Raw genomic sequence first — 25,146 nt, forward strand, 5'->3', positions numbered from 1 at the left:
CCCATCGGACGTCCGTACGATTTCCGGAATGGAGATTCGTCCGGTTCGTTATGACCACCCCGACGCCGTGAAGCTCGACGAGCTCGTCCAGCAGGAATACGTGCTGCGCTACGGCGACCCCGACATCACACCGCTCGATCCGGAGATGTTCGTACCGCCGAACGGCGTCTACCTCCTTGCATACGAGGACGGCCGGCCGCTGGCCACCGGGGGCTGGCGCACCCAGGACGACAGCGACGAGGGGTACGCGGACGGCGACGCCGAGATCAAGCGGATGTTCGTGACGGCCGAGGCGCGCGGCCGCGGGCTGGCGCGGCGCATCCTGGCCGCGCTGGAGGACGACGCGCGGGCGGCCGGGCGCACCCGCATGGTGCTGGAGACGGGCATCAAGCAGCCGGAGGCGCTGGAGCTGTACGCGTCCAGCGGCTACCTCCCGGTGGAGAAATTCGGGCACTACCGGTACTACGACGACAGCCGCCACCTGGGGAAACCTCTGCAGCCCTGATCTGCGGCGGCCCGGCCTCCCCGAGATCTTGTTTGACAGCGGCCCGGGCCGCTTCCCATACTCATTCCACTAATGAACTAGTGGAAGCAAGGAAGGGGGGCCGGCGCATGCACGACCCGACAGAGCGGGGCGACGGGTCCGGTGGCTGGGCGGTGGAGGCACACGGGCTGGGCAAGAAGTACCGGCGGGGATGGGCGCTGCAGGACGTCTCCTTCCGGGTCCCGGCCGGCCGGATCTGCGCGCTGGTCGGGCCGAACGGCGCGGGCAAGAGCACGTTCCTCGGCGCGGCCACCCGTCTGGTGCAGCCGACCGCCGGCACGCTGGAGCTGTTCGGCGTGCCGGTCACCGACCCGGCCGTGCTGACCCGGTTCGCCTTCCTGGCCCAGGACAAGCCGCTGTACAAGCGGTTCACGGTCGCCGAGACCCTGCGGATGGGCCGCGAGCTGAATCCCGGCTGGGACCGGGCGGCGGCCGAGCGGATCGTGCGCTCGGGCGACATCCCGCTGACCGCGAAGATCGGCACGCTGTCCGGCGGCCAGCGCACCCGGGTCGCGTTCGCGCTGGCCTTCGGCAAGCGCCCGAAGCTGCTGCTGCTCGACGAGCCGATGGCCGACCTCGACCCGCTCGCCCGGCACGAGCTGTCCGGCCTGCTGATGGCCGAGGCCGCGGAGCACGGCACGACCGTGATCATGGCCTCCCACGTACTCCCCGAGCTGGAGGACATGTGCGACTTCCTGCTGGTGCTGACCGGCGGCCGGCTCCGGATGGCCGGTGACACCGACGACCTGCTGCCCGCGCACACCGTGGTCACGGGAGCGACGGAGGACGGCGCGCTGCCCCGGAAGCTGGCCGCGGCCTGCACGGTGGTGGAGAGCCGCGTCACAGGCCGCCAGTTCACCGCTCTCGTACGTGGTGACGCGCCGGGCGCCGAGGTGTCCGACGGCCCGTGGGAGACCGCACTGCCCGGCCTGGAGGAGGTCCTGCTCGGCTACCTCCGCGCGCCCGACGCCCCGCCGCTGATCACCACCGCCGCCCGGCCCGAGACCCGCCAGGAGGCGGCATGACCACGCTGACCCGTCCGAAGAAGACCGCGGACAACGCCGCACCGGCCGGTACCGGCGGCCCGCTGCACGGCCTGACCTGGCTGGTCTGGCGCCGCAACCGCACGGCGTTCCTGCTGCTGGCCGCCGTCACCGTAGTGGCCTGCGCGTACTGCCTCTACCAGCGCGCCGAGGTGGTGGACTTTGTCTCGCGGTACGGCAACGACGCGCGCTACGCCGAGAAGTTCGACGAGGCGTTCAAGCCGGTGTTCGACCGCCTCTACGCGCTGTCCTCCCTGCCCGCACTCCTCGGCATCTTCCTCGCCGCCCCGCTCATCGCGGGCGAGCAGGAGCACGGCACCGTGCGGCTGGTCACCACGCAGTCGGTCCCGCGGACCCGCTGGATCACCGCGACGGTACTGCTGCCCCTGCTGGTCGTCCTCGTCTGCACCACTCTGCTCTCCGTCGCCTTCACCAGCCTGTGGTCGCCGGCGAGCCGGCTGGTGAACTACGGCGACTGGCTCGGCGGGACCATCTTCGACATCACGGGCCCGGTGCCCGTCGCCATGGCCCTGTTCATCACCGCCTGCGGCTTCGCCGTCGGCATGGTCATCCGCCGCGTGGTCCCCGCGATGGTGGTGATGGTCGTCGTCTCGTTCGGCACCTCGGTCGTCTGGGACTGGCTCCGCGTCCGCCTCACCACCCCCCGCACGCGGACCGGTCCGGCGACCGGCGACTTCCCGGCGATCCCGGACTCCGCGCTCAACTACGATCAGTGGCTGGGCACCTCCGACGGCCGCCTGCTGGGCTTCGGCACCTGCGTCGACGCCAAGAGCGAGGCCGCGTGCATGGCCGACAACGGCATCGTGCACAAGATCATCGAGTACTTCACCTTTGATCAGATGCCGATAATGCAGTGGAGGGGCGCGGCTGTCCTCCTGTCGGCGACCGTGCTGATCGTGGCGTTCATCGTCCAGTGGACCCGACGGCGGCCGCTCTGAACACGTACGGCGCACACCGCGCGGAAAGGCGCTGACCATGGTCGAATTCCGCATCGACCGGCGCAGTGGCGTGGCCACGTACCAGCAGATCGTCCAGCAGGTCCGGCAGGCGCTGCGGTTGGGCACCCTCGTGGAGGGCGACCGGCTGCCGACGGCAGCACAGGTCGCCGCCACCACGAAGGTCAATCCGAACACCACGCTCAAGGCGTACCGGGAGCTGGAGCGCGAGGGCCTGGTGGAGCCACGTCCGGGCCTGGGCACCTTCGTGAGCCGCACCCTCGCCCGGCCGGGGTCCGAAGGCGACGCGGCGCTCCGGGCCGAACTGGCGGACTGGCTGGACCGGGCCCGCGCGGCGGAGCTGGACCGCGAGGACGTGGAGGCGCTGTTCGCCGCCGTCCTGGAGGAGCGCTTCCCCCGGAGTTGAGCGCTGCCGTACCGGGCACCGCTTGACCCTCACGTCACGTCAGGCACCACGCTGGGCGCGACGCACCGGGACGGAAGGCGGCTTCCATGAGCTACACGGTCGGGCAGGTCTCCGGCTTCGCGGGCGTGACCGTACGCGCCCTGCACCACTACGACCGGACCGGGCTGCTCTCGCCCAGCGAGCGCAGCCCGGCCGGCTACCGCCAGTACGGCGACGCCGACCTGGCCCGGCTCCAGCAGATCCTCTTCTACCGCGAACTGGGCTTCTCCCTGGAGGAGATCAAGACGGTCCTCGCCGACCCGGAGGCGAACGTGCTGGCGCGGCTGCGCGCCCGGCACCGCCTGCTCACCGAGCAGATGGCGAAGCTGCAACGCCTGGCGGAGGTCGCCGAGCGGGCCATGGAGGTCCAGCAGACCGGGGTCGCGCTCACCCCCGAGGAGCGGTTCGCGGTCTTCGGTGAGGTCTCGTTCGACCTCACGTACGCCACCGAGGCGCATCTGAAGTGGCAGCACAGCGAGGGACACCAGCGCTCGATGGCGCGGGCCGCCGCGCACACCAAGGAGGACTGGGCGCGCCTCATGGCCGAGTCGGCGGCCTGGCGGCAGCGGCTCACCGCGGCGTTCGACGCGGGCGAACCGGCCGACGGAGAGCGCGCGGCGGCGCTCGCCGAGGAGCACCGGCAGCACCTCGTCCGCTGGTTCACGCCCTGCCCCACCGACATGCACTGCCGGATCGCCGAGGACTTCGCCGCCGATCCGCGCGCCTTCGCGCTCACCGTCCCGCCCACCGAACAGCGGCCCGGCCTCGCCGCGTACCTGCTGACCGCCGTACGCGCCAACGCGGAGCGGCGCGGTACGGAGCCGGGCACGGCTCCCGTGGGCGAGGGGGACGCGTGATGCGGATCCTGATCACGGCGGCCGGTTCGCGCGGGGACGTGGTCCCGTACACCGGGCTCGGCGTCCGGCTGCTGGCCGCGGGCCACGAGGTGGCGCTCGCCACGCACGACGCGTACGCGGACGCCGTACGGGCGGCCGGGCTGGAGCACCGCGCCCTGCCCGCCGACCCGCGGAGGGCCGCGCCCGTGCCGACGGGCGCGGGCCCTGAGAAGGCCCGCGGACAGCACGCCCTGATGGCCCGCGCCGCGGCCTTCCTCGAAGAGCTGGGGGGCGGCCTCGCCGACGCCGTGGCGCCCGGCGCCGACCTGCTGCTGCTCTCCACGACTACCGCCCCCCTCGGATGGCAGCTCTCCGAGGCCACCGGCGTCCCGAGCCTCGGCGCCTACCTCCAGCCGACCCATCCCACCCGGGAGTTCCCGCCGGTCATGGGCGGTGCGCGGGCGCTCGGCCGATGGGGCAACCGCCTCGCGGGCGCGGTCTCCCTGAAGGTCGTCGACCGCCTGTACGCGGGCCCCGTACGCGCCCTGCGCACCCGGCTCGGCCTGCCGCCCGCCGCACTCTCCGCGCTGCGCGCCCGCGAGGAGGCGGCGGACCGGCCGGTGCTGCACGGCTTCAGCCCGGTGCTGGTGCCCCGGCCGGGCGACTGGCGCCCCGGCCTGGAGGTGACCGGCAACTGGTGGCCGTACGCGGCGCCGGACGACCGCCTGTCCCCCGCCCTGGCGGACTTTCTCGCGGCGGGACCGCCGCCGGTCTTCATCGGCTTCGGCAGCATGGCCGCCGGGGAGGGCGAGCGGCTGGGCGAGCTGACCGTGCGGGCCCTGCGCCGGGCCGGCGTGCGCGGCATCCTGCAGGCGGGCTGGGCGGGGCTGGCCCCCGGCGAGCAGGCGGACGGGATCCTGGCCATCGGCGACGCGCCGCACACCCTCCTCTTCCCCGGCACGGCAGCGGTGGTCCACCACTGCGGCGCCGGCACCACGGCGGCCGGCCTCCGTGCGGGCGTGCCCACCGTCCCTGTACCGGTGACCGCCGACCAGCCCTTCTGGGCGGCCCGGCTGACCGCGCTGGGCGCGGCCACGGCACCCCTCCCCCTCGCCTCCCTGACCGGCCCGTCCGCCGTGGACCGGCTGGCAGCCGCCATCAGGACGGCGGTACACGACACGGGGATGCGCGAGCGGGCCCGCGCGGCGGCGGTCCGGATGGCCGCGGAGGACGGCGCCGGGCGGGTGGCGCGAGCGGTCGAGCGGATCGCCGAGGGCGGCCCGGCGCGGCCGGTGACCGGCTAGCCGACCGCCTCGTCGAGGGTGCGGAGTACCTGCGCCGTGTGGTCGTCGAGGGGGAAGAAGAGTTCGATGGCCAGCTCGGAGAGGGTGACGTCGTTGGGGGCTCCGATGACGGCCATGGTGCTGAACAGGGCCAGTTCGCCGTGCGGGGTACGGAAGCGCAGCGGGACGACGGCCTCCGGGGTGTGCGGGGCCGCGCCGCTCTCGGAGGGCGCGGCTGTCGCCTCCTCGGGGGCGTAGCCGCGCACCTCCTCGTACAGCGCACGCAGTCCGGGGTCGCCGGTGGCCTCGGCCTGGCGGTGCAGCCGCTCCAGGAAGTGGTCACGCACCTCGGGCAGGTTGGTGCAGCGGGCGGCGAGGCCTTCGGGGTGCAGCGCCAGGCGGGCCACGTTGGCCGGGGGCGCGAGCAGCTCCGGGGGCACGCCGTCGAGGAGGACGCCCATGGCGGGATTTCCGGTGACGACGTTCCAGCCGCGGTCGACGACCACGGCCGGGTACGGGCGGTGGGCGGCCAGCATCATGTCCAGGGCGCCGCGCACGGAACGCAGGCCCTCGTCGTCCAGCGACCGCTCCCGGTAGGCGGGCGCGTAACCGGCCGCGAGCAGCAGCCCGTTGCGCTCCCGCAGCGGTACGTCGAGGTGGTCGGCGAGTCGCAGCACCATGGCGCGGCTGGGGCGGGACCGGCCGGTCTCCACGCAGGACAGATGGCGGGCGGAACTCCCGGCGAGCAGGGCAAGTTCGAGCTGGCTGAGCCGGCGGCGGCGCCGCCAGTCGCGCAGCATCGTGCCGACCCGCGGCCGGTCCGCTGAACCGGCGGCCCGGCCGGACACGCCTGCCGCGTCGGTGAGTTGGGCGGTCATGCCGGTGAGCCTAGCGGGACGGGTCGCGGCGTCCATGACCTCGGAGGTCATTGCCCGCCCCACCCGCCCCTTGCCACCGTTCGGTGCGTACGGACGGCCCGTACGCACCGCCGTAGGCCAAGGAGGCCCGCATGACCACCTCGACCTCGCCCCGCACCGCTCCGGGCACCCCGAAGAGCCCCGCCCGCGACGCGTCCTGGCTGCTGCGGACGGTGCTGCGGACCGACAGCCTCAGCACGGCCGCCTTCGCGGTATTGATGCTGGTGGAGAGCGCGCTGACCGCCACCCCGCTGGGGATGCCGCGCGCGCTGGCGGTGGTTTCCGGGTGCGGCATGGTCTGCGGCGCCGTGGCCTTCTGGCTGCTCGCCCGGATGCCGGTGCTGCCGCCCCGCCTCGTGGCCGCCGCGATCGCGCTGAACGCCGTGTGCGGGGTCGCGTTCGCCGTCCTTGCCTGCACCGGCCTGGTCCCGCTGACCGGCTTCGGCCGGGTGTTCCTCGGCGCGGGCGCGCTGATCGTCGCGGTCTTCGCCGACCTGGAGTACCTGGGCCTGCGCCGCATCCGCCGGTCGGCGCAGGCCCGGGTCCGCACCGCCTAGGAGATCTCGGAAGCCCCCTGCCCGTTCCGGGAGAGCCGCAGCGTGAGGATCTGGAACGGCCGCAGTGCCAGGGTCACCCGCCCGCCGTCCGCCACGGCGTACGGGGGCGTGTCGGCGAGCGGCCGTTCCAGCAGGTCGGTGGCGTACGCGGCGGTGACGGGGAAGCCAGCCGTGAGCGTGGCTCCGGCCCGGCCGCCGGCCGCTTCGTAGAGCCGCACGACGAGGTCGCCGCCGCGGTCCTCGGCGAGCTTGACCGCCTCCACGACCACCGCGTCGTTGTCCACGCCCACCAGCGGCTCGACCGGCCGCGCGCCCCGCACCGCGCGCTCCGGCAGGTTGATCCGGTGCCCCTCGCGCACCGCGTCCAGCGCCCCGGCGCCGGGCGCCAGCGCGTACCGCAGCCGGTGCCGGCCCTGGTCGGTCTCCGGGTCCGGGTAGCGCGGGGCGCGCAGCAGGGACAGCCGGACGGTGGTGGTCTGGCCACCGTCGCGGCGCACGTCACGCGTGACGTCGTGCCCGTACGTGGAGTCGTTGACCAGTGCCGCGCCCCAGCCGGGCTCCTCGACCTGGATCCAGCGGTGCGCGCAGATCTCGAACTTGGCCGCCTCCCACGAGGTGTTGGTGTGGGTGGGCCGGTGGACATGGCCGAACTGGGTCTCGGCGGCGGACCGGTCGGCCTTCACGTCCAGCGGGAAGGCGGCCTTGAGGATCTTCTCCCGCTCGTGCCAGTCGACATCGGCGGTCAGGTCCAGGACCGCGGCGCCGGCCCGCAGGGTGAGGGTCTGGGTGACCGTGGACTTCCCGAAGACGCGCCGCACCTCGACGGTCGCCGCGTCCGGCCCGTCGGCGGCCAGCCGCAGTTCCTCGGCGTCCGTCAGGTCGGTGACCCGGTGCCGGTAGAAGGCGTCGAGGTCCCAGGCGTCCCAGAAGTTGGGCAGGTCGGGGTGGAGCTGGAGGAGGTTCGCGGGCCGGCCGGGCGCCAGGGTCTCGCGGCGGGCCCGCAGGTCGTACGCGGAGACCAGCAGCCCGCTGCCGTCGATCTCGGCACGCAGCAGACCGTTGGCGAGGACCCAGCCGCCGCCCGGCCGCTCCGCCACGGTGACCCGCGCGTCCCGGTCCGTGACCGCGCGGGCCGCGCCGCCGGCCGGTACGCCGCGCCGGGCGTGCGGCGCCGCGTTGAACACGATCTCCTCGTCACCGGAGCCCGCGAGCGCCCGCTGCGCGGCGTCGGCGATGTCCCGCAGCTCGGCGTGGACCCGGGCGTAGGTCTCCCGGGCCTCGCGGTGCACCCAGGCGATGGACGAGCCGGGCAGGATGTCGTGGAACTGGTGGAGCAGCACCGTCTTCCACAGCCGCTCCAGCGCGTCGTACGGGTAGGCGTACCCCGGCACGCGTACCGCGGCGGTCGCCGCCCACAGTTCCGCCTCGCGCAGCAGCGACTCGCTGAAGCGGTTGCCCTGCTTGGTCTTCGCCTGCGAGGTGTACGTGCCGCGGTGCAGCTCCAGGTACAGCTCGCCGACCCACACGGGGGCCGCTTCCGCGTACTCCTCGTGCGCCTTCTCGAAGAAGGCGGCGGGGCGCTCGATCTCGACGCGGGGTGCGCCCTCCAGGTCACGGAAGCGCTCGGCGCGCGCCAGCATCTCGCGGGTGGCGCCGCCCCCGCCGTCGCCGTGCCCGAAGGGGACGAGGGAGCGGGTGCCGCGGCCCTTCTCGCGGTAGTTGCGCGCCGCGTGCGCCAACTCGCCACCGCTCAGCTCGCTGTTGTACGTGTCCACGGGCGGGAAGTGGGTGAAGACGCGGGTGCCGTCGATGCCCTCCCACCAGAACGTGTGGTGCGGGAAGGTGTTGGTCTGGCTCCAGGAGATCTTCTGGGTGAGGAACCACTTGGCCCCGGCCAGCTTCACGAGCTGGGGCATGGCGGCGGTGTACCCGAAGGAGTCCGGCAGCCAGACCTCCTCGGTCTCGATCCCGAACTCCTCCAGGAAGAACCGCTTCCCGTACAGGAACTGCCGGGCCATGGCCTCCCCGCCGACCATGTTGGTGTCCGACTCGACCCACATCCCGCCGACCGGCACGAACTGCCCGGACGCGATCTTCTTCTTCACCCGGGCGAAGACCTCGGGCCGGTGTTCCTTGATCCAGGCGAGCTGCTGGGCCTGGGACATGGCGAACACGAAGTCCGGGTGGTCGTCCATGAGGGCCGTCATGTTGGCGCAGGTCCGGGCGACCTTGCGGACGGTCTCACGCAGCGGCCACAGCCAGGCCGAGTCGATGTGGGCGTGCCCGACGGCGCTGAGGCGGTGCGCCGACGCACGGGCCGGTGCGTCGAGCGCGGCGGCCAGCTCGGCGCGGGCCCGCCCGGCGGTGCCCGGTACGTCGTCGGTGTCGAGGGTGTCCAGGGCACGTTCGAGGGAGCGCAGGATCTCGTGACGGCGCGCGTCGTCCTCCGGAAGCTGCTCCATCAGCCCGCCCAGCACCTCAAGGTCCTGGATCAGCTCCCAGACGACGGGCTCGAAGACGGCCAGGTCCAGGCGGTTCAGCCGGTAGAGCGGGGCGTCACCGGAGGTGAGCCGGTCGCCTTCGTACGTGGGCCGCTGAACGTTGAGCACCGGATTGGCCGCGGCCTCGACGTACAGCTCGACCTCCTCGCCGCCCGCCACCCGGTCACCGATCCGCACCCAGGCGTTGCGCGGGTTGAGCGCCTTCACCGCCTCGCCGTTCGCGCGGTACACCAGGCCCTCGCTCTGGAAGCCGGGCATGTTCAGGTCGAAGCCGAGGTCCAGTACGGCCTCCACCGCGCGCCCCGCCCACTCCTCGGGCACCCGCCCGGTGAGCCGGAGCCAGCTGGTGCCCCAGGCCGGTCCCCACGCGTCACCGGCCGCGGCCGGCGCGTACGGCGCCGCCAGCCCCTCCGCGACCGGCACCGGCTCGCCCGGCGCGTCCCAGCGGCCCACGTCCAGCGGCACGGAGGCGCTGTGGAGGGCGGGCCTGACGCGTTCGTCCAGTACGCGGCGGAGGCGGTGTTCCACGATGCTGCGGTCGTCGTGCATGCGGCGGCTCCGGTGGGAGGCGTGGGGCGGGCCCGGGGCGTACGGCCCTCCCTCCACCCTGCCCGGTGCGCGAGCCCCGTTATGCACGGCCCGCGCCTCCCGGGCCCGCGACACGCCCGGCGTCCGGCCGTACCGATCGGTCCACGCCATTGACCCGTGCGGCGGGTTTCCACATTGCAACGGGCCGCGGGAAACGGTGGGGTCGCCCCTATGACAGCGCTCAAGGAACTGACACTGCTCGGCACGGTGCCCACCGCGATCGCCTCCGCGCTGGTGCTGACGGTCCCTCAAGGCCCCGCGGCGGCCAAGGCCGCAGGCGGCTGGGCCCGGCCGATCACCGCGCCGTACTACATCTCCTCCTCGTACGGCGTGCGCGGCGACTGGGCAGCCGGCCACCACACGGGCGTGGACTTCGCCGTACCGACCGGCTCCCGGGTCCGCTCGGTCGGGCCCGGCACCGTGGTCCTGGCACGGCGCTCCGGTGCCTACGGCAAGGCGGTCACCGTTCGCATGCGCGACGGTCACTACATCGTGTACGGCCACCTCTCCAAGATCTCGGTCCGCCCGGGCCGCTCGGTGGGCGCCGGTTCGCGGCTGGGCTCCAGCGGTGCGACCGGCCGGGCCAGCGGCCCGCACCTGCACTTCGAGGTGCGCAACGCGCGCGGCTACGGAAACGACGTCAACCCGCTCCGGTACCTCTCCCGGCGCGGCGTACACATGAAGTAGGCCCGGGCGGGCCGCTCTCCGACGCGGACCGGCCCCGGCCCCGGGACGGGTGGTGACCGCGTGCCGTCCGGGACCACCGGATTGGCCGATCCCCGTCGGAGGGCCCCGCCGCCGGTCGTCGGCGCCGAATCGCACAACGTGCTGCGCGCCGCCGACATTTTCGGGCCGCCACCCGAAAATCGGTATATCGAGCAGGGCCCCGCTCACCCCTCTGCACTCAAATACATGTCACGTTCATCTGCGCGGCCGGGCGGCCGAATGGGGTATTTCCGGGGGCGGCCCGGCGCGCCCGGTGATCGCCGTGACGCTCGGCCGGCCGGCGGTCCGGCCGGGGCGACGGGCCGGGCGGGACCGGGCAGAGTCGGGCCCCCTCGCCTGCGGGCGAGGTCCCGCCACTCCCGAACGAGCCCGCTCAGCATATTTACCCAAGGGCTTTCTATTGCAGAAAAACATCAGCCGGTAGGCATTCCCGACAGCTGTAAAATCAAACTCGAATTACCCGGATGCCACGTTTCTCCGCGCCGATTCCTTCGTTGACGGAGTATGCCTGAGACAAGCATTCCGCGAATGCGGCGACTCGGTGCCTGGCAGCTGAGTTCAGCGGTCGCCGGACCGGCCGGCGCCGGTCAGGACGTGCACCTGGAGCGTGCCGGGCAGTGCGTGCGGCTGGAGCACACCGGCGACCTGCTGGAGGTGCTGCTGTCGGCCCTCGACGGGATCGAGTCCGCCCTGGGACCGCGGGACCGCGCGGAACGCCCGCCAGGCATCAGACGGTAGGGGCCTCCCGCCGGTCCCGGCCGTCCTGCGGTCCGGGCCGCCCCGCCCCGGTCCCGGTCCCCATCGAACCCCACGAGAGCCGACGTGTACGACACTCCGCAGGTCCCCTACCCGAGCGGTTCCGGCTACCCGGACGGCCCCGGACACCCCGACGGCCCCGGTTTCCCCGACGGCGCCGGTTTCCGCGACGGCCCCGTCTTTCCGGAAGGCACCGGATACCAGGACGGCTCCGGACGGCACCGGCTGCCGCGCCAGGCCGCCGACGAACTCGGCTCCGCCCCCGGCTTCGCTCCCGGGTTCGCCGGCATGCCCCTCTTCCGGGACGACGTGGTGCTCGGCAACACGGCCGACGGCTGGGACGCCGCCGTGGTGGAGGAGCTGGAGGGCGAGCTCGCGCAGCTCCTGGAGACGGCCGAACAGCCCGTGGTGGCGCCGCAGCCCGTGCCGGCCCCACAGCCCACCCCGGCCGTGCCGCCCACCCGGCACCGCAAGACGTCGCTGCTCCGCAAGTGCGCCCGCAACTGGTCCTGGCGGCGGGCGCTGAGCATGGCGTCCGTGACGCTGACCGCCCTGATCGTCATCGCGGTGAGCATCCTGGGCGCGCTGGCGTCCTACCCCTCGCTCCGCGCCCTGGCCGGCGGCGTCGCCCCGCGTCACATCGCCGACCTGTGGCCGCTGCTCATCTACGGCCCCTGGATCGCGGCCACCCTCTCCATCCTGCGGGCCCGCGCCTACCGCCGTCGTACCGCGCAGTCCTGGCTCGTCGTCATCTTCTTCGCGGCCGTCGCCATGCTGCTGTGCATCGCCCACACCCCGACGACGCCGGCCGGCATCACCGTGGCCGGGCTGCCGCCGGTGACGGTCCTGCTCTGCTTCCACCAGCTCGTCCGCCAGCTGGACCTCTCCCCCGCGCCCTCGGTCGTCGCCCGGCACGCCCAGAACGCCAAGGGCAACCACCGCCAGCGCACGGGGTCCTGACCGACCGCACACGGGACCCCGACCACACGCGAGATCCCGGCCGGCCGCGCCGGGCCGGCCCCCTCCGGCCCGCGCATCGGCGCATCCGGCCTCAGGACGGACCACCCGTCGCCCCGCCGACGACCGCTCCGTCGTCAGCCGACCGCCCGTCACAAGACCGATCACCCGTCGCAAGGCCGATTGCCCGTCGCAAGGCCGATTGCCCCGAGCGAGAACGACCAGAGCCCCCGCCGGTGTTCCCGGCGGGGGCTCTGATGTCGGTGGACCTGAGGGGATTCGAACCCCTGACCCCCTCGTTGCGAACGAGGTGCGCTACCAGCTGCGCCACAGGCCCTTGCGACGAGTGAAACTCTAGCATCCATCCTGCCGTGCTCGGAAATCGCTTCCCGCGCTGGTCAGGGATGGCGGCTCACTCGTTCGCCGCCCGGGGGCGGTCCAGCCCCTCGTCGGCCGGAGCGGCGTACTGGTCGAAGAGCGGAGTACGGCCGCGACGGCCGCCGGCCGGGCGCTCCCGGCCGGGGGCGGAACGCTGATCGGCACCGGCGCCGCCCGCACCCGGCGCGCCGGCACCGGGCGCCGGTCCGGCCGGGGCGCCGGCACCCGCGGGTCCCGCGCCGCCCGCGATGCCTGAGCGGGCGGAGCTCCAGGCGTCGTCGGCGCCGAAGTCGACGGGGCCGCCGGAGCGCGGCGCCACGGGAGCGGTGACGTACGTGGGCAGCGGTACCGGGACCGGGTCCCAGCCCGCGCCGTCGCCGGCGCCCGTCGAGCGGTGCTGCTGCTCGGGCCGCTCGGCGGGGGCGCGGCGGCTCACGCTCGGCGCCGACTCGGGGCCCACCGGCTCAGGCACGGGGGCGGCCGGTGCGGCGGGGCTCTCCTCGCCGGCCGGACGGAGCCCCGCCCGAGGAGGGCGGGCACGGCCCTCCCGGAGCCGTTGCGCGGCGACCTCGGCCTGCCGCTGGTCCATCGTGAAGGCGAACCGGCGGCGCTCCTGTACGCGGAGGTACACGATGTACGCGCTCAGCAGGACGGCCGGGACGGCGGGCGCCCACAGGTACGTGATGCCGCCCACGCCGGCGACGACCGCACCGACGGTGAAGACGAGGAAGAGCACCGTGATCGTGCGGCGGCGGCGCGCGAGCACCCGGGCCCGCTTCGTGCGCTCGGCGGACGAGGGGCGGTGCTGCGCCGGCACCTGGGGCTGGACGGTCGTGGGCGCCTCGCGCTCTTCGGGGGCGCGGGCGTCCGCGGGGTGCCCGCCGGGCGGGCGGTCCTCGTCCACGGGCGCGCTTGCGGACCGGACGCCGGCCTCTTCGGCCTGGCCGTCCGGGTCCCGTTCCCCGCTCGCATCGTCGGCCGAGCGCCCTTCCTGCCCCTTGGCGTACCGGCGTTCCATCGCCGCCCGCCCGGACAGGAGCCGGATGGCGGTGCTGAAGCGCTCCGTGGGACGGGCCTCATTGAGCTCGTCCTGCCTACGGAGCCACATCGGCACCAAGTAGGCGGCCCAGGCCCCGACGATGACTGCGTAGATGAGGCCGCTGCTGCTCACGCCTCACACGGTAGAGGGGTTTGAGCGGGGCCATCCGCCAATTGAGCCGGTGTGTCGCACGATCTGGCTGATATCTCGAACTTTTTTTGTGATTGTTGCGATCAACGCACTGTGAATGTGTCGAATTGATGGATTAATTCGAACACATATTTTATTTGTGGGATGTCCCTGAGGTGCCGGGCTTCTCCCGGTGCCACCGCGCGAGCAGCCCGCCCGGTACTTCCTCGGCCGTGAGCGCGAAAACCAGGTGGTCGCGCCAGGCGCCGTCGATGTGCAGATAGCGGGGGCGCAGGCCCTCCTCGCGAAAGCCGAGCTTTTCCACCACCCGGCGACTGGGCACGTTCTCGGGGCGAATGCACACCTCGATGCGGTGCAGACCGACCGTCCGGAAGCAGTGGTCGACGGCGAGCGCGACCGCGGTGGGCATGACGCCGCGCCCCGCGACGCCTTCGTCGACCCAGTACCCGATATGGCCCGAACACATCGATCCCCATGTGATCCCGGCGACCGTCAGCTGTCCGGCGAGCCGGCCCCGGTACTCCACGACGAACGGCAGCATGCGGCCCGCGTGCGCCTCGGCGCGCAGGTGCCGCACCATCTGACGGTAGGTCGGCCGCTGGACCGGCGGCGCCCCGGGCGGCGCGGGCGGGATGGTGGCCTCCCACGGACGCAGCCAGTCGCGGTTGCGCCGGTTGACCTCGCGCCAGGCCCGCTGGTCGCGCAGCCTTATCGGGCGGAGGGCCGTGTCGCCGTCCGCCAGCTCCACCGGCCAGGGCGCGTTCAGTGCGTGCTCCCGGCCGGTCTCGGATGGTCGCCCCCGCGGAGCTGTTCGACGGCGTGCACGAGGAGCCGTTCCAGTACGGCGAGGCCGTCCCGGACGCCGCCGGTGGAGCCGGGCAGGTTCACGATCAGGGTGCGGCCCGCGACGCCCGCCAGGCCCCGGGAGAGGGCCGCGGTGGGCACCTTGGCCAGTCCCTCTGCGCGGATCGCCTCGGCGATGCCGGGGACCTCGTGGTCGAGCACCCGGCGGGTGGCCTCCGGTGTCGCGTCGGTCGGCGAGATGCCGGTACCGCCGGTGGTGACCACCACGTCGTGGCCGCCGGCCACCGCCTCGCGCAGCGCGTCCTCCACGGGGTCGCCGTCCGGGACCACCCGGGGCCCCTCGACCTCGAAGCCCAGCGCGGTGAGCGCTTCGGCGATCAGCGGGCCGCCCTTGTCGGCGTAGACCCCGGCGGCTGCGCGGTTGGAGGCCGTCACGACCATCGCCCGGTAGGAGCGCGACGGGCCGGCCGGGTCCGTGTGGGCGCTCACGCGCCCGCCTCCGTACGGTCGGCCGCGCCCTCGCGCGTCCAGACGCCCGACTTGCCGCCGCTCTTCTCCTCCACCCGTACGTCGGTGATGACGGCGCCCTTGTCGACGGCCTTGACCATGTCGATCACCGTCAGCGCGGCGACCGTGACGGCGGTCAGCGCCTCCATCTCCACGCCGGTGCGGTCGGTGGTCTTCACCGTGGCCAGGATCTCCACCGCGTCGTCGGCCACCGCGAGGTCTACCTTCACGCCGGAGACGGCGAGCGGGTGGCAGAGCGGGATCAGGTCGGGGGTGCGCTTGGCGCCCATGATGCCCGCGATGCGTGCCGTGGCGAGGGCGTCACCCTTCGGGACACCCTCACCGCGCAGCAGTTCGACGACGCGCGGCGCGACGAGGACCCGTCCGCTGGCGCGGGCGACGCGCGCCGTGACGTCCTTCTCGGATACGTCGACCATGCGGGCCGCGCCCGCCGCGTCGATGTGGGTGAGGTGTTGCTGACCGCTGCTCATCGTTCTCCCGGTCCGGACCGTGCCGCGCCTGTGCGACGACACCGTACCCGCAGGGGGCGGCCGTCACCCCGGCAGCCGGGCGCTACGGGAACACGGCCGATCCGGACCGGCGCGCTAGCCGAGCAGGAGCACGTCCACCTCGTCGCCCGCTGCCACCTCCGTGACGTCCTCGGGGACCGCGATCAGGCAGTTGGCGTGCGCGAGCGCCTTGATGAGGTGCGAGCTGGCGCCGCCGACCGGGGTGACCGTGCCGGACACCGGGTCGTGTCGGCCGCGCAGGAACTGCCGCTTGCCCTTCGGGGAGGAGGTGATGTCCTCGGTGCACCGGACCCGCTCGGTGAAGCGGTGCACGTCCTGCAGGCCCATCAGGGTGCGGATGGCGGGGCGCACGAACAGTTCGAAGGACACGTAGGAGCTGACCGGATTGCCGGGGAGCGCGAGCAGCGGGGTGCGGTCGGGCCCGATGAGCCCGAAGCCCTGCGGCTTGCCCGGCTGCATGGCGAGCTTCCGGAACTCCACGCTGCCCTCCTCTCCGGAGAGGTCCGCCAGCGTCTCCTTGACCACGTCGTAGGCGCCGACGCTGACGCCGCCGCTGGTGACGACGATGTCGGCGCGGATGAGCTGGTCCTCGATGGCGGCGCGCAGCGTCTCGGCGTCGTCGGCGACCGCGCCGACCCGGTACGCGATGGCACCGGCGTCCCGGGCGGCCGCGGTCAGCGCGAAGCTGTTCGAATCGTGGATCTGGCCGGGACCGAGCGGCTCGCCGGGCTGGACCAGCTCGCTGCCGGTGCCCATGACCACGACGCGGGGGCGCGGCCGTACCTTGACCGTGCCGCGGCCGATGGCGGCGAGCAGGGCGATCTGCGGCGGCCCGAGGACCGTGCCGGCGGCGAGCGCCGGCTCGCCCGCGGTGACGTCGCTGCCCCGGGCGCGCACGTGGGCGCGCGCCTCCACGGGGCGGTGCACCCGGACCTCGCCGCTCGCGCCCGCGGGGTCGGCGCTGTGGGCGCGCATCGTGGCGGCGGGGCCGCCGCCCGTGCCGCCGTCGGTCCACTCCACGGGGACGACGGCCTCGGCCCCCGGGGGCAGCGGGGCGCCGGTCATGATGCGGGCGGCCTCGCCGGGTCCGACGGTGGGCAGGTCGCCGCTGCCGGCCGCGACGTCACCGACGACGGTGAGCGCGGCGGGGAACTCCTCGGTCGCCCCCGCGACGTCGGCGACGCGTACCGCGTAGCCGTCCATGGAGCTGTTGTCGAAGGGCGGCAGCGCGACGGGCACGGTGACGTCCTCGACCAGGACGCAGCCCTGGGCGTCCAGCAGCTGGAGCTCGATCGGCTCCAGCGGACGGATCTTGGAGAGGACGTCGTCCATGTGGTCGGCCACCGACCAGACGCGGTCGTGGTGGCTGGTCCGGTCGGTGGTGCCGCTCCCGCTCAAAGCCCTACATCTCCTCGGTGACGTAACTGCGCAGCCAGGCCTTGAAGTCCGGGCCCAGGTCCTCACGTTCGCATGCCAGTCTGACAATGGCACGCAGGTAGTCGCCACGGTCACCGGTGTCATAGCGGCGGCCCTTGAAGACGACGCCGTGCACGGGGCCGCCGATCGAGGGGTCGGCGGCGAGCGCCTGAAGGGCGTCGGTCAGCTGGATCTCTCCGCCGCGGCCCGGCTCGGTCTTGCGCAGCACCTCGAAGACGGCGGGGTCGAGCACGTAGCGGCCGATGATGGCGAGGTTGCTGGGCGCGTCGGCCGGGTCCGGCTTCTCGACCAGGTCGGAGACGGTGACGACGTCGTCGTCACCGGTGGGCGTCGCGGCCGCGCATCCGTAGAGGCCGATCTGGGCGGGGTCGACCTCCATGAGGGCGATGACGGAACCGCCGTGCTCCTCCTGGACCTCGACCATGCGCCGCAGCAGCGGGTCCCGGGGGTCGATCAGGTCGTCGCCCAGGAGGACGGCGAAGGGCTGGTCGCCCACGTGCGGCGCGGCGCACAGCACCGCGTGGCCCAGACCGCGCGGGTCGCCCTGGCGCACGTAGTGCATCGTCGCCAGGTCGCTGGACTCCTGTACGCGGGCGAGCCGCGACTGGTCGCCCTTGCGGCTCAGCGCCTCTTCGAGCTCGTAGTTGCGGTCGAAGTGGTCCTCCAGCGGGCGCTTGTTGCGGCCGGTGACCATCAGGACGTCGGAGAGCCCCGCGGTGACGGCTTCCTCCACCACGTACTGGATGGCTGGCTTGTCGACGACCGGCAGCATTTCCTTCGGGGTCGCCTTGGTGGCGGGCAGGAAGCGGGTGCCGAGACCGGCCGCCGGGATGACAGCCTTACGGATCCGAGTACGCGATTCAGTCATGTGCCACACGATAACCGGAGCTATGTGACGCTTCATGATGGTCCGGTAAAAGGCGCATGAGAGTGGAGCAAGGGCGCACAGTGACCACGAATGACGCTAGAAAGCGCGCGTTGCGACAAGACCTCATCGAGGTGAGGAACTCGTTTCCTAGGGATGACGTGTCGGCGACCGGATCGGTTCTGTCCGAGCGGGCACTGCAGCTCGAGGAGTTGGCGGAGGCCCGGACGGTCGCGGCGTACGTGTCCGTCGGCCGGGAGCCGTCCACCCGCGCGCTGCTCGACCGGCTGCGGGAGACCGGCGTGCGCGTGCTGCTACCGGTCCTGCTGCCCGACAACGACCTGGACTGGGCGGCGTACGAGGGCCCTGAGCGGCTCGTGAAGGCCGGACGGGGACTGCTGGAGCCGGCGGGGCCCCGACTCGGCCCGGAGGCCGTCACGGAGGCGGAAGCGGTGCTTCTGCCGGGTCTCGCGGTGGACCGGCGGGGGCTGCGTCTCGGCCGCGGGGGCGGCAGTTACGACCGGGTCCTGGCGCGGCTGGAACGCGCCGGCGCCACGCCCGCGCTGGTGGTGCTGCTGTACGACGGCGAGGTGCTGGCGGAGGTGCCGGCCGAGGCGCACGACCGGCCGGTGCAGGCGGCGGTGACGCCGTCGGGGGTGCACCGCTTCACGGTGGCGCCCGAGGGGGCCTGAGCACGACGGCCGCGCAGGGCCGGAACGACGGCCGCCGGGCCGCCCCGATCTTCTCGGGACGGCCCGGCGGCCGGTCTCGTGCGGCCGGCGCAGCGCGCCGGCGGCGACGTCACGGGGACAGCGTCAGCGTGTCCTTCGCCGCTGCCTTGACGGCCTTCTCGGAGAAGGCCCAGGGCAGCAGTTCGCCCTTGACCCACTTGCCGGTCTGGTCGTCGTAGTGGGCGTTGTACGCGTGCCCCGAGGCGCCGGTGAGGTTGATCCACCGCGACTTGTCGAGGTCGGCGAGGTTGACGACCATCCGCATCGAGGGCACCCAGACGACCTGGTAGCCGCCGGCCGCGTTCCAGCCGGTGGCGTCCACGGCCGCCTCGCCGCCGCCGAGGTTCCAGGGGCCGCGGTTGAACAGGCCCTGCAGCATGCCGGGGCCGTCCGTACCGAGGGTCTGGTTCTTCAGCGTCAGCTGGTGCAGGCGGCCCCAGCTCCAGGTGTTGATGTTCTTGCCGAGCTTCGCGGTCAGCTCGTAGCGCGCGTCCTGCATGGCGTGCGCGAGGAGCTGGTCGCGGTTCTTGTCACCGGGGCGGCCGGGTCGGTCCTCGGTCTTCCACCAGTCGTTGTCCGGGTCGTCGAGGATCTTCCGTACGACCTCGAACCAGCGGTCGCCGCCGTCGGGCTGGGCTGAGTCCTTGGCGCGCTCACCGCACTCGCGGACCCACTTCTGCAGGTCGTCGGCCGGGCCGGTGGAGTTCGCCGGGTGGACCGTCAGGCACTGCCCCTCGACGCGCAGCTCCTTGGGCATCTTGTCGCCGAAGGCCAGCTTGAGGGTGTTGCGCCAGACCGCGTTGAAGTACGCGGCCGCCGCCGAGTCGGACTCCTGGGTGTAGTTCCAGCCCTCCAGGAGCTGCTGCGCCTCGCGGACGTACTTGTCCTTGACGTCGAGCTTCAGCAGGTACGGCGTGAGCAGTTCGGCGATCTCGCTGCTGTTGTCCAGCTGCATGGTCTGCATGTCGTGCGTGGAGATCTTGCCGCCGTCCTTGATCTTCGACTTGATCAGGTCGTCGATCCGCTGGCTGCGCGCCCCGTAGCCCCAGTCCCGGGTGAGCAGGTACGGGTACTTGTCCTGGTCGATCACGGCCTGGTTGGCGGTGACGATGTAGCCGCTCTTGGGGTTGAGCTCCCAGGGCAGCGCGGACTGCGGGATGTAGCCGTCCCACTTGTAGGCGGGGTCCCAGCCGGGCGCGGGCAGCGAGCCGTCGCCCTTGCCGCGTACGGGGATGCGGCCCGGCGCCTGGTAGCCGATGTTGCCCTTGGTGTCGGCGTAGATCAGGTTCTGCGACGGCACCTCGAAGTTGCGCGCCGCCTTGCGGAACCCGTTCCAGTCCGACGCCCGGTTCATCTCGAACACGGCGTCCATGGAGCGGCCGGGACTGAGCGCGGTCCACTTCAGGGAGATGGCGTAGCCGTCGCCGCGGTCGGGCGCGGCGTTGCCCACGGGGGCGTCCTTGCCGACCTTGGCCAGCTCGTCGTCGCGGTCGGAGACCACGGGCCCGTTGTTGGTCGACCGCACGGTGATCGTCCGGTCGGAGCCGCCGGCGACCTTGATGGTCTCCTTGCGGGTCGTGAAGGGCACCTCACGGTCGTCGTAGAGGTAGCCGTTCTCGCTGACCTTCTCCAGGTACAGGTCGGAGACGTCGGCCCCGAGGTTGGTCATGCCCCAGGAGATGTCCTGGTTGTGGCCGATGACGACGCCCGGCATGCCGGAGAACGTGAAGCCGGAGACGTTGTAGTTGCAGTTCGGACTCTGTGATCGGCAGTGCAGGCCCATCTGGTACCAGAGCGAGGGCATCTGGGGCGCCAGGTGCGGGTCGTTGGCCAGCAGCGGCTTGCCGGTGGTGGTGTGCTTGCCGGAGACCACCCAGGAGTTGGACCCGATGCCGTTGCCGTTCGGGCCGAGCAGCGCGGGTACGTCGTCGAGCGTCTTCGAGAGCGAGGAGAGCTGGCTCTGAAGGGCCCCGGCGGCGCCGGCCGCGGACTGGGTGCCGCTCGCGGTGGCCTCGGGGTCGAACTCCTTGGTCGCCGGGTCGACGGCGCCGCCCTGGACGATCGGCTTGTTGCGGTCGTACGGGTACGACGGGTAGAGCTCGGCGATCTGCTTCTGCGAGAAGCGGCTCGTCATCAGGGACCGGTCGATCTCTTCCTGCATGTTGCCGCGCAGGTCCCAGGCCATGGCCTTGAGCCAGGCCACGGAGTCGGCCGGCTTCCACTTGCCGGGCTTGTAGTCGTTCTGCAGGCCGAGCGCCGCGTATTCGAGGGACAGCGCCGAGCCTTCGTGGTCCTCCAGGTAGGCGTTGACCCCTGCGGAGTAGGCGTCAAGGTACTTCTTCGTGCTCGCCGACAGCTTGGTGTCGTACTCCTTCTGCGCGGTCTCGTGCCAGCCGAGGGTGCGCAGGAACGAGTCGGTCTTCACCTGGCTCTTGCCGAACATCTCGGAGAGGCGGCCGGACGTCATGTGGCGCCGGACGTCCATCTCCCAGAAGCGGTCCTGGGCCTGGACGTAGCCCTGGGCGCGGAAGAGGTCCTCATCGGTGTCGGCGTAGATCTGCGGGATGCCGTTGCCGTCCCGCATGACGTCCACCGGGCTGGAAAGACCCGGCATCTTCAGGGACCCGGTGGTCTCCGGATAGGAGGCGCGGACGGTGCTCACGCCCCAGAACGTCCCGTAGCCGACGCCCGCCACGAGCAGAAGCACGACCAAGATGACGACGAGGCGGGCGCGCCGCCCCTTTTTCTTCGGAGCGGGGCCGGACTTGTTGGCGGGCATCTCTGTCCTTCGAGGGGCAGGGTGGGAGTGCTGGAGCAACCATAGGCGCACCGGATCGGCGACCCCTACGCGGAGTCACCACCAACGGCCCCGATGTTCAAGCAATGGTAAATTGTTAGGGTCAGTAACTAGATATAGTAAGTAAAATCCCGGGAGGACCACATCCGCCCGGACAGCAACCTGGAAGGACCCGGCCCCTGACTGTCGACCGCCTCAACGAACTCCTGCTGGTCTGCTCCTTCGTGCTGCTCATCGCCGTGGCGGCCGTACGGATCTCCTCGCGCAGCGGGCTCCCCAGCCTGCTCATCTACTTGGGGATCGGCGTCGCCATAGGGGCGGACGGCATCGGAGTCCGCTTCAGCAATGCCGAACTGACCCAGATCCTCGGCTATGCCGCCCTTGTGGTGATCCTGGCCGAAGGCGGTCTCGGCACGAAGTGGAAAGAGATCAGACCGGCCCTGCCCCAGGCCGCGCTGCTCTCCACCCTCGGTGTCGCGGTGAGCGTGGGGGTCACCGCGGCCGGTGCGCACTATCTGGTCGGGCTGGAGTGGCGGCAGGCGCTCCTCATCGGCGCGGTGGTCTCCTCCACCGACGCCGCTGCGGTCTTCTCGGTGCTGCGCAGCGTGCCGCTGCCGGCCCGCCTCACGGGCGTCCTGGAGGCCGAATCGGGCTTCAACGACGCCCCCGTGGTCATCCTGGTCGTCGCGTTCTCCACCGCGGGCCCGGTGGAGCACTGGTACGTCCTCATCGGCGAGATCGCCCTGGAGCTGGCCATCGGCGCCGCGATCGGCCTGGCGATCGGCTGGCTCGGCGCGTTCGGCATGCGGCGCGTGGCGCTGCCGGCCTCCGGCCTGTACCCGATCGCCGTCATGGCCATCGCCGTCTCCGCGTACGCCGCGGGCGCCCTCGCGCACGGCTCCGGCTTCCTCGCGGTCTACCTGGCGTCGATGGTGCTCGGGAACTCCAAGCTGCCGCACTCCGCTGCCACTCGGGGCTTCGCGGAGGGGCTGGGCTGGCTCGGCCAGATCGGCATGTTCATCCTGCTCGGCCTGCTCGTCACGCCGCACAACCTGGGCGACGACATCCTGCCCGCGATCGTCATCGGACTGATACTGACGCTGGTCGCCCGCCCGCTCTCCGTAGTGCTCACCCTGCGGCCCTTCCACATGGCGTGGCGCGAGCAGACGCTGCTCTCGTGGGCGGGGCTGCGCGGCGCCGTACCCATCGTGCTGGCGACGATCCCGATGGTCGGCAAGGTCCCCGAGAGTGAACGTGTCTTCAACATCGTGTTCGTCCTCGTGGTCGTCTACACCCTCGTGCAGGGACCGACGCTGCCCTGGCTGGCCCGGCGGCTGCGGATCGGCGACAAGGAGGAGGCCGCCGACCTCGGTATCGAGTCCGCGCCCCTGGAGCGGCTGCGCGGCCATCTCCTGTCGACCGCGATCGGTCCCAAGTCGCGGATGCACGGCGTGGAGATCGCCGAGCTGCGGCTGCCGGCCGGCTCCGCGGTCACCCTGGTGGTCCGGGACGGCACGAGCTTCGTACCGTCCCCCACGACCGTCCTGCGGCGCGGCGACGAGCTCCTGGTCGTCGCCACCGACCCGGTTCGGGACGCCGCCGAGCGGCGCCTCCAGGCGGTCTCCCAGGGCGGCAAGCTGGCGGGCTGGCTCGGGACGAGCGGGGCGTCCGCACCCCGGAGATGAGGGGCGGCCCCGCCCCTCCCGAGGCGGCCAAAGCCCTCGCCCTCAAGGACTGAACACCGCCCGGACGTTCCCAGGTGTGGGACACATCTCACCAATGGGATCGCAGGCTGCGGCACTCTCTCGCCTGTAGTATGTGAGGGCAATGCACGACACCCACTCTGCCTGATGCAGAGCTGGCGCGACCGCTCGGCGGCCGCGGTCCCCTGCGTGACGCAGCCACCTCTCAGGTGCGGACCCGGTATCACTCGGTCCAGCGCGAGAGGACAGCTCTCGGCGCGTTCCCCGTGATGACCTCACGAGCGCGTCACCAGGCGGCGGAAAGGCCCGGCCGTGGCATCCACGGTCCAGAACGCAGCAACCGTCCAGGACGAGCCGGCGACCACCGGCGGTGCTCCTGCGGGGGATCCCTCGGGCAAGCGCCCCGGATACGGACAGCTCCTGCGCACCCCGGGAGCCTGGGCGTTCGTCCTGCCCGGCTTCCTGGCCCGGCAGCCCTTCGCGATGCTCACCATCGGCATCGTCCTGCTGGTCCAGCACACCACCGGCTCCTTCGGCACCGCGGGCGCGGTCTCCGCCGCGACCGGTATCTCCATGGCGCTGTTCGCCCCGCAGAGCGGCAAGCTCGCCGACCGCTTCGGGCAGCGCGCCGTCCTGCTCCCCGGAGTCGCCGTGCACTCGGTCTCCGTGGCGGCCCTGATCACCCTGGCCCTGCTGCACGCGCCCCTGTGGGCGCTGTTGGTCGTCGCGGTGCCCACGGGCGCTTCGACGCCTCAGGTGGGGCCGATGGTGCGCGCACGATGGGCGGCGCGGCTGAGCAACAGTCCGCTGATGCCGACCGCTGCGGCCTTCGAGTCCGTGACCGACGAGTTCACCTTCGTGGTGGGCCCGGTGCTGGCCACCGCCCTGTGCACGAGCGTCCACCCGGCGGCCGGCCTGATCGCCGAGGCCGTCCTGTCGCTGGCCGGCGGCCTGCTCTTCGCGTCGCAGCACCGCAGCCAGCCGGCCGCGCACCGCACGAGGCAGCCCGGCGAGACGCGCGCCTCGGCGCTCTCCGTGCCCGGCGTGCGGGTACTCATCGCCGTCTTCCTCGGCATCGGCTCGGTCTTCGGCGGCATGCAGGTCTCGCTGACGGCCTTCACGGAGTCCATCGGGCAGCCGGGCATCAACGGCGTGCTGTACGGCATCTTCGCGGCGGGCAACATGACCGCGGGCATCGCCTGCGGCGCGATCGCCTGGAAGACCGGCCCGCGCCGCCGGCTGCTGGTCGCCTACGGGCTGCTGGCGCTGGCCACCACTCCGCTGTGGGCGCTCTCCGCGGTACCGCTGCTGGGCGCGACCGGCCTGGTGGTCGGCCTGTGCATCGCGCCGGCCCTGATCACCGGCTACACGCTGGTCGAGTCGCTGGTGCCGGCCTCGGCCCGTACGGAGGCGTTCACCTGGCTGACCGGCGCCGTGGCGCTGGGACAGGCGGCGGCCGCCACGACCGCGGGGCAGCTCGCGGACCGCTTCGGGCCCAGCGCCGGTTTCTTCGTGCCGCTGGCCGGTACGGCGCTGGCCTTTCTGGTGCTCGCGGGGCTGCGCGGACGCCTGGTTCCGCCCGGTAAGGGACGGGTCGCGGCACGTGGAGTCGGTCACCGTGTGCCGGTCACAGTGGACTGACGCGCCGGAATACTGCACTATGGATCGTCGTTAGCACTCATTGAGTGAGAGTGCCAGGAGGAAGACTAGTGCCGACCTACCAGTACCAGTGCACCGAGTGCGGCGAGGGCCTTGAGGCCGTCCAGAAGTTCACCGACGACGCACTCACCGAGTGCCCGAACTGCCAGGGCCGTCTGAAGAAGGTCTTCTCGGCGGTCGGCATCGTCTTCAAGGGCTCCGGCTTCTACCGGAACGACAGCCGCGGCTCCTCTTCGAGCAGCAGCCCGGCGTCGGCCTCGACGTCGAGCTCGTCCTCCTCGTCGAGCGGCTCCGACAGCAAGTCGTCGAGCTCCTCCTCGACCACCTCCGGCAGCAGTTCCTCCTCGACCACGTCGAGCAGCAGCTCCGCCGCCTGACAGCTCTCCCCGAGGACCCCGCCGTCGCCCGACGGCGGG

Annotated in this window: 23 protein-coding genes and 1 tRNA gene; 14 read left to right on the forward strand and 10 right to left on the reverse strand. The window is 72.6% G+C overall.

From position 1 onward, the window contains the following. Positions 1-28: 28 nt before the first annotated feature. The 6 genes from ACIGQF_RS13505 to ACIGQF_RS13530 all read left to right on the forward strand — a co-directional run bounded on the left by ACIGQF_RS13505 (position 29) and on the right by ACIGQF_RS13530 (position 5,149). A complete protein-coding gene (locus tag ACIGQF_RS13505; RefSeq protein WP_399709266.1) occupies positions 29-505 on the forward strand; it encodes a GNAT family N-acetyltransferase in 477 nt (158 codons plus the stop codon). 107 nt (positions 506-612) lie between these two features. Then, positions 613-1,569, forward strand: coding sequence for an ABC transporter ATP-binding protein (locus tag ACIGQF_RS13510; protein WP_399709269.1), 957 nt, complete (start codon positions 613-615; stop codon positions 1,567-1,569). After that, on the forward strand, positions 1,566-2,546 hold the full coding sequence (locus ACIGQF_RS13515) for an ABC transporter permease (RefSeq protein ID WP_399709272.1): 981 nt from the start codon (positions 1,566-1,568) through the stop codon (positions 2,544-2,546). Before ACIGQF_RS13510 ends, ACIGQF_RS13515 begins: the two co-directional genes overlap by 4 nt. Positions 2,547-2,583: 37 nt before the next feature. Beyond that, positions 2,584-2,970, forward strand: a complete 387-nt coding sequence (locus ACIGQF_RS13520) for a GntR family transcriptional regulator (RefSeq protein ID WP_399709275.1) — start codon at positions 2,584-2,586, stop codon at positions 2,968-2,970. A gap of 86 nt (positions 2,971-3,056) precedes the next feature. Further along, complete coding sequence (locus ACIGQF_RS13525) at positions 3,057-3,866, forward strand: MerR family transcriptional regulator (RefSeq protein ID WP_399709278.1); 810 nt, start codon at positions 3,057-3,059, stop codon at positions 3,864-3,866. Beyond that, entirely contained in the window at positions 3,866-5,149 is a 1,284-nt protein-coding gene (locus ACIGQF_RS13530) for a glycosyltransferase (RefSeq protein ID WP_399709281.1), read from the forward strand. Before ACIGQF_RS13525 ends, ACIGQF_RS13530 begins: the two co-directional genes overlap by 1 nt. Here the strand turns inward: ACIGQF_RS13530 and ACIGQF_RS13535 are convergent. Beyond that, positions 5,146-6,006 carry a helix-turn-helix domain-containing protein gene (locus tag ACIGQF_RS13535; protein WP_399709284.1) on the reverse strand — a complete coding sequence of 287 codons (861 nt, stop codon included), beginning with the start codon at positions 6,004-6,006 and terminating at the stop codon, positions 5,146-5,148. The two genes, ACIGQF_RS13530 and ACIGQF_RS13535, sit on opposite strands and share 4 nt — an antisense overlap. Positions 6,007-6,137: 131 nt before the next feature. On the opposite strand from ACIGQF_RS13535, the gene ACIGQF_RS13540 reads away from it, so the two are divergent. Then, positions 6,138-6,602 (forward strand): hypothetical protein, encoded by a 465-nt coding sequence (locus ACIGQF_RS13540; RefSeq protein ID WP_399709286.1) that lies wholly within the window; start codon positions 6,138-6,140, stop codon positions 6,600-6,602. On the opposite strand, the gene ACIGQF_RS13545 is transcribed toward ACIGQF_RS13540, so the two are convergent. Continuing rightward, the gene (locus ACIGQF_RS13545) at positions 6,599-9,652 is read right to left on the reverse strand and encodes an alpha-mannosidase (protein ID WP_399709289.1); all 3,054 of its coding nucleotides are present in this window, start codon (positions 9,650-9,652) and stop codon (positions 6,599-6,601) included. The two genes, ACIGQF_RS13540 and ACIGQF_RS13545, sit on opposite strands and share 4 nt — an antisense overlap. A 210-nt stretch (positions 9,653-9,862) precedes the next feature. Here ACIGQF_RS13545 and ACIGQF_RS13550 point away from each other — a divergent pair, with 210 nt between their 5' ends. The 3 genes from ACIGQF_RS13550 (at position 9,863) to ACIGQF_RS13560 (ending at position 12,133) form a co-directional block, all read left to right on the forward strand. Continuing rightward, positions 9,863-10,378, forward strand: a complete 516-nt coding sequence (locus tag ACIGQF_RS13550) for a M23 family metallopeptidase (RefSeq protein WP_361558651.1) — start codon at positions 9,863-9,865, stop codon at positions 10,376-10,378. 567 nt (positions 10,379-10,945) lie between these two features. Further along, a complete protein-coding gene (locus ACIGQF_RS13555) occupies positions 10,946-11,155 on the forward strand; it encodes a hypothetical protein (protein WP_399709293.1) in 210 nt (69 codons plus the stop codon). A gap of 84 nt (positions 11,156-11,239) precedes the next feature. Then, positions 11,240-12,133 (forward strand): DUF2637 domain-containing protein, encoded by an 894-nt coding sequence (locus ACIGQF_RS13560; protein WP_399709295.1) that lies wholly within the window; start codon positions 11,240-11,242, stop codon positions 12,131-12,133. 261 nt (positions 12,134-12,394) lie between these two features. Here ACIGQF_RS13560 and ACIGQF_RS13565 read toward each other — a convergent pair. From ACIGQF_RS13565 to galU, 7 genes are all read right to left on the reverse strand, one after another. Next, a tRNA-Ala gene (locus tag ACIGQF_RS13565) sits at positions 12,395-12,467 on the reverse strand. Between the two features lie 75 nt (positions 12,468-12,542). Continuing rightward, positions 12,543-13,679, reverse strand: a complete 1,137-nt coding sequence (glpR, locus tag ACIGQF_RS13570) for a gephyrin-like molybdotransferase receptor GlpR (protein WP_399709298.1) — start codon at positions 13,677-13,679, stop codon at positions 12,543-12,545. A gap of 151 nt (positions 13,680-13,830) precedes the next feature. After that, positions 13,831-14,463 carry a GNAT family protein gene (locus ACIGQF_RS13575; protein WP_361558848.1) on the reverse strand — a complete coding sequence of 211 codons (633 nt, stop codon included), beginning with the start codon at positions 14,461-14,463 and terminating at the stop codon, positions 13,831-13,833. After that, a complete protein-coding gene (locus ACIGQF_RS13580) occupies positions 14,460-14,942 on the reverse strand; it encodes a molybdenum cofactor biosynthesis protein B (RefSeq protein ID WP_399710132.1) in 483 nt (160 codons plus the stop codon). Before ACIGQF_RS13580 ends, ACIGQF_RS13575 begins: the two co-directional genes overlap by 4 nt. A 44-nt stretch (positions 14,943-14,986) precedes the next feature. Further along, positions 14,987-15,499 (reverse strand): cyclic pyranopterin monophosphate synthase MoaC, encoded by a 513-nt coding sequence (gene moaC / locus ACIGQF_RS13585; protein WP_399709301.1) that lies wholly within the window; start codon positions 15,497-15,499, stop codon positions 14,987-14,989. Between the two features lie 114 nt (positions 15,500-15,613). Beyond that, complete coding sequence (gene glp, locus ACIGQF_RS13590; RefSeq protein ID WP_399709304.1) at positions 15,614-16,936, reverse strand: gephyrin-like molybdotransferase Glp; 1,323 nt, start codon at positions 16,934-16,936, stop codon at positions 15,614-15,616. Positions 16,937-16,940: 4 nt separating this feature from the next. Further along, positions 16,941-17,843: a UTP--glucose-1-phosphate uridylyltransferase GalU gene (galU, locus tag ACIGQF_RS13595; protein ID WP_399709307.1), complete on the reverse strand. Its 903-nt coding sequence runs from the start codon at positions 17,841-17,843 to the stop codon at positions 16,941-16,943. 56 nt (positions 17,844-17,899) lie between these two features. On the opposite strand from galU, the gene ACIGQF_RS13600 reads away from it, so the two are divergent. After that, positions 17,900-18,532, forward strand: coding sequence for a 5-formyltetrahydrofolate cyclo-ligase (locus ACIGQF_RS13600; RefSeq protein WP_361558627.1), 633 nt, complete (start codon positions 17,900-17,902; stop codon positions 18,530-18,532). 109 nt (positions 18,533-18,641) lie between these two features. On the opposite strand, the gene ACIGQF_RS13605 is transcribed toward ACIGQF_RS13600, so the two are convergent. Continuing rightward, a complete protein-coding gene (locus ACIGQF_RS13605; protein ID WP_399709311.1) occupies positions 18,642-21,350 on the reverse strand; it encodes a penicillin acylase family protein in 2,709 nt (902 codons plus the stop codon). 197 nt (positions 21,351-21,547) lie between these two features. Between ACIGQF_RS13605 and ACIGQF_RS13610 the strand changes: the two genes are divergently transcribed. From ACIGQF_RS13610 to ACIGQF_RS13620, 3 genes are all read left to right on the forward strand, one after another. Continuing rightward, positions 21,548-23,053: a potassium/proton antiporter gene (locus ACIGQF_RS13610; protein ID WP_399710134.1), complete on the forward strand. Its 1,506-nt coding sequence runs from the start codon at positions 21,548-21,550 to the stop codon at positions 23,051-23,053. 438 nt (positions 23,054-23,491) lie between these two features. Next, complete coding sequence (locus tag ACIGQF_RS13615; protein WP_399710136.1) at positions 23,492-24,712, forward strand: MFS transporter; 1,221 nt, start codon at positions 23,492-23,494, stop codon at positions 24,710-24,712. A 68-nt stretch (positions 24,713-24,780) separates the two neighbouring features. Then, positions 24,781-25,107 carry an FmdB family zinc ribbon protein gene (locus ACIGQF_RS13620; protein WP_361558621.1) on the forward strand — a complete coding sequence of 109 codons (327 nt, stop codon included), beginning with the start codon at positions 24,781-24,783 and terminating at the stop codon, positions 25,105-25,107. Positions 25,108-25,146: the final 39 nt, after the last annotated feature.

This window comes from Streptomyces sp. NPDC053560 (assembly GCF_044544605.1).
GTDB lineage: Bacteria > Actinomycetota > Actinomycetes > Streptomycetales > Streptomycetaceae > Streptomyces.